Source organism: Bradyrhizobium sp. 2TAF36, assembly GCF_052114925.1.
GTDB lineage: Bacteria > Pseudomonadota > Alphaproteobacteria > Rhizobiales > Xanthobacteraceae > Bradyrhizobium > Bradyrhizobium barranii.
Map to the genome: position 1 here is coordinate 1 of NZ_JBFRFR010000209.1, position 2,570 is coordinate 2,570.

Below are 2,570 nucleotides of genomic sequence, written 5' to 3' on the forward strand. Positions count from 1 at the left end.
GATAGCAGCCGCCTTGGTCTACCTGCTTTTCCAATTCGCCAAGTGAGCAATTATGCTCATCATACTGTTTCTAAACGTGCTACATTTTCCCGATGGGTAACGAGTGGTCTATCGTGGCGTTGTGATTGTGCTGGGGATGCTGCCGGTAGCGATCATCGGCGTTGCCCTGTTTATGCGGTGAGGTCTCCGGATTTCGGCCGCCAGAATAGGAGCAGTTGCACGGTCCGCAAGTTTGGTTCTTGCGTTCGGCCTGTCCCCAACCCCATCGGCCGGAAGCTCAGGTGACTACGCAGCTCCAGCTTTTAGCCAAGGCTGGGGCGGCCGTTCGCTTTGTATGCGTTGTCATCCGCAGCGCGGGCTCGCCGGCCTTCTCGCTGAAGATGAGGTAATTTCGCGGCCGCCCGAGCTCGTCCAAGTCTGCCCTGACAGCTTCAGGCGTGCAGCCTCGCGGCACTTGCCCGGATGCGCGTTGTGATCCGCTCTTCGAGCCCTTCGCTTGCATCTCATGTCCCGGCGAACAACCAAAGGCGTCAGCGCTGCCCGTTGTGGAACCCTTGTCCTGCATGTATGGCAACGCCTGCTTGGCAGCGAGCGAACAATAAAGGCGCATCGGCAAGTATCGTTAAAAAGTTTAGGTGCAGTCGTTGACTCAGTTTGTCTCGATTGCCGGGCGGCTCGGCGTCACTCAGCGCGGAGGACGCGCCCCGAGACGACCAGGTGCCCCGGTGAACAATCGCCGGCGGGTCGCATCAAGTTTATCGCGGATTTGATCTGTCGCAAATACCGACATCGGCCCGCGACTATATTCAGGCTGATTTATGGAGCGCCGTCATGATCATAGAGCGCTTAGCCCAAGAGCATCGCAACATCGAGAAGTTGCTCGCTATCCTCGAGCGGGAACTTGAGGTATTCGACCGCGGAAACCGTCCTGATTACGAGGTCATCCACGCGGTGATCAGTTATTTCGAAGTCTACCCTGAAATTTATCATCATCCCCAGGAAGACTTGGTCTTTGCCAAGCTGAGGGGGCGCGATCCAGCTTCTGCCGCAAAAGTGGGCGATCTAGCTCGTGAACATCAGAAAGGGGCCCAGCTTTTACGCCGCGTCGCTCAGGCGGTCGACAGCATACTCGCAGATCGTGACATTCTTCGCGAAGATGTAGATATTATCGTTCGCGATTTTATTGCGCACGAGCGCCGTCACATGACGATGGAAGATCGCGATTTCTTTCCTGCGGCACTTAAAGTCCTCAAGCCTCAAGATTGGACTGAGATCGCTTCGGCCGCAACGAGTCACAAAGACCCGCTGTTCAGCGATGTTGCCGAAAGTCGGTTTGACGCACTGCGCGCGCATATTTTGCGGCTTGAGCAGGAAGCTGAAGCCGAGCGAAATTAGGCGCGCTGGTGCAGTAGCACTGTGCCGAGCGACGGTGCTCGGGCGCGCGAGAGATCAGGATCGGGCTGCGCCTTGCTCCCGTTCCTACGAGCGGCTGAGGTTGGAAACAGGAGGTTCTGACGCTGGTCGACATCGATAATCTGGAATCGACCGTGCGTTATGCGTTGTTGACAACACGCGCTACGGTTCTCAGCCCTTTCCACCCAGAGGGGGACGTCCGCGTCGGAGACGCCGCCGAAACTCATGTTTATTATCGGGCCAGAAACATCATCAAGAGTGATGGCACGTGCGGGCCTCATCGCACAGCCATCGCTCCGACCGCATGCCGAAGCAGTAACTGATCATGAGCGTCGTCATGACGATCGCAGCTACGGTGTAGCGGCCAAATAATCAATAGAGATCGCACATCGTTAAGAATAGGGGCGTCAAGAGCGCAAGCAGAACGCATTGTGGACTCCCCAGTTAGGAGGCTGTCAATCAAAAGTCAAAATCGAAATGGAACAGTCGCCTCTCGCATGGTCTGCGAGGAAGCTAAGGATGAAGTAAGGCGCTCCGCTATGCCCAGAAAGACCCGGCCTCAGAGAGCTGGTTTTCGTTTAGCCAGAGGAGTGCCTGGCGAAGACTCAATGGGACCAGTCGCTCTCTACCGAGAGGTGGTGGCRCTCCATCCGTCAGATAGAGCATAAAGCCGTCGTTGCTTCGGAAAAGTGCTTCTTTGGCCTCGCGACATTCAAGGGACTCTACGTCAAGAGTAGGCAAGCTGCGCTGGACAATCAGGTCCATGTTTCGCAGCATAGCGCTCACGGAGCAGACTTCTTCTTATCGTGGATGAAATGCACACCAGCGGCTGGTCCATCCACCCAGACCAATTGACAGCGACGAAATGCGAGGCCCGTTGACGATAACACTAGGAAGAACTCTCGCGAGGTCAGGACGTCGGTCGAGCCCTCAACCTCCAGCTTTGCCCCCGTTGCTGAAATGTCTTTGAGAACGCAGACTCGACTCCAAGTGCCATCCACAGCCATCAAGTTGACGGTGTGCTGATGGGCGAATTGAACACGGTCCGATTTTCTTCGACCAAAAGCCATGCGCGACAATAAAATGGAAGTATGAAATATCTGGACTAGAGCGTGTGCCCCAATGGTTAACAAGAGTTAGCGATCACGGTTTGTAGC

2 protein-coding genes are annotated in these 2,570 nt (G+C 55.6%); one reads left to right on the top strand and one right to left on the bottom strand.

Annotated elements, in window-relative coordinates:
- Nucleotides 1-831: 831 nt before the first annotated feature.
- Entirely contained in the window at nucleotides 832-1,395 is a 564-nt protein-coding gene (locus AB4Z51_RS44685) for a hemerythrin domain-containing protein (protein WP_441499742.1), read from the top strand.
- 800 nt (nucleotides 1,396-2,195) lie between these two features.
- Here AB4Z51_RS44685 and AB4Z51_RS44690 read toward each other — a convergent pair.
- Nucleotides 2,196-2,483, bottom strand: a complete 288-nt coding sequence (locus AB4Z51_RS44690; RefSeq protein WP_441499743.1) for a PilZ domain-containing protein — start codon at nucleotides 2,481-2,483, stop codon at nucleotides 2,196-2,198.
- Between the last annotated feature and the right edge of the window lie 87 nt (nucleotides 2,484-2,570).

What these genes read in the sequence shown, in the direction of transcription:
- AB4Z51_RS44685 (WP_441499742.1), top strand. Translation starts at nt 832, where the DNA reads ATGATCATAGAGCGCTTAGCCCAAGAGCATCGCAACATCGAGAAGTTG.
- AB4Z51_RS44690 (WP_441499743.1), bottom strand. Translation starts at nt 2,483, where the DNA reads ATGGCTTTTGGTCGAAGAAAATCGGACCGTGTTCAATTCGCCCATCAG.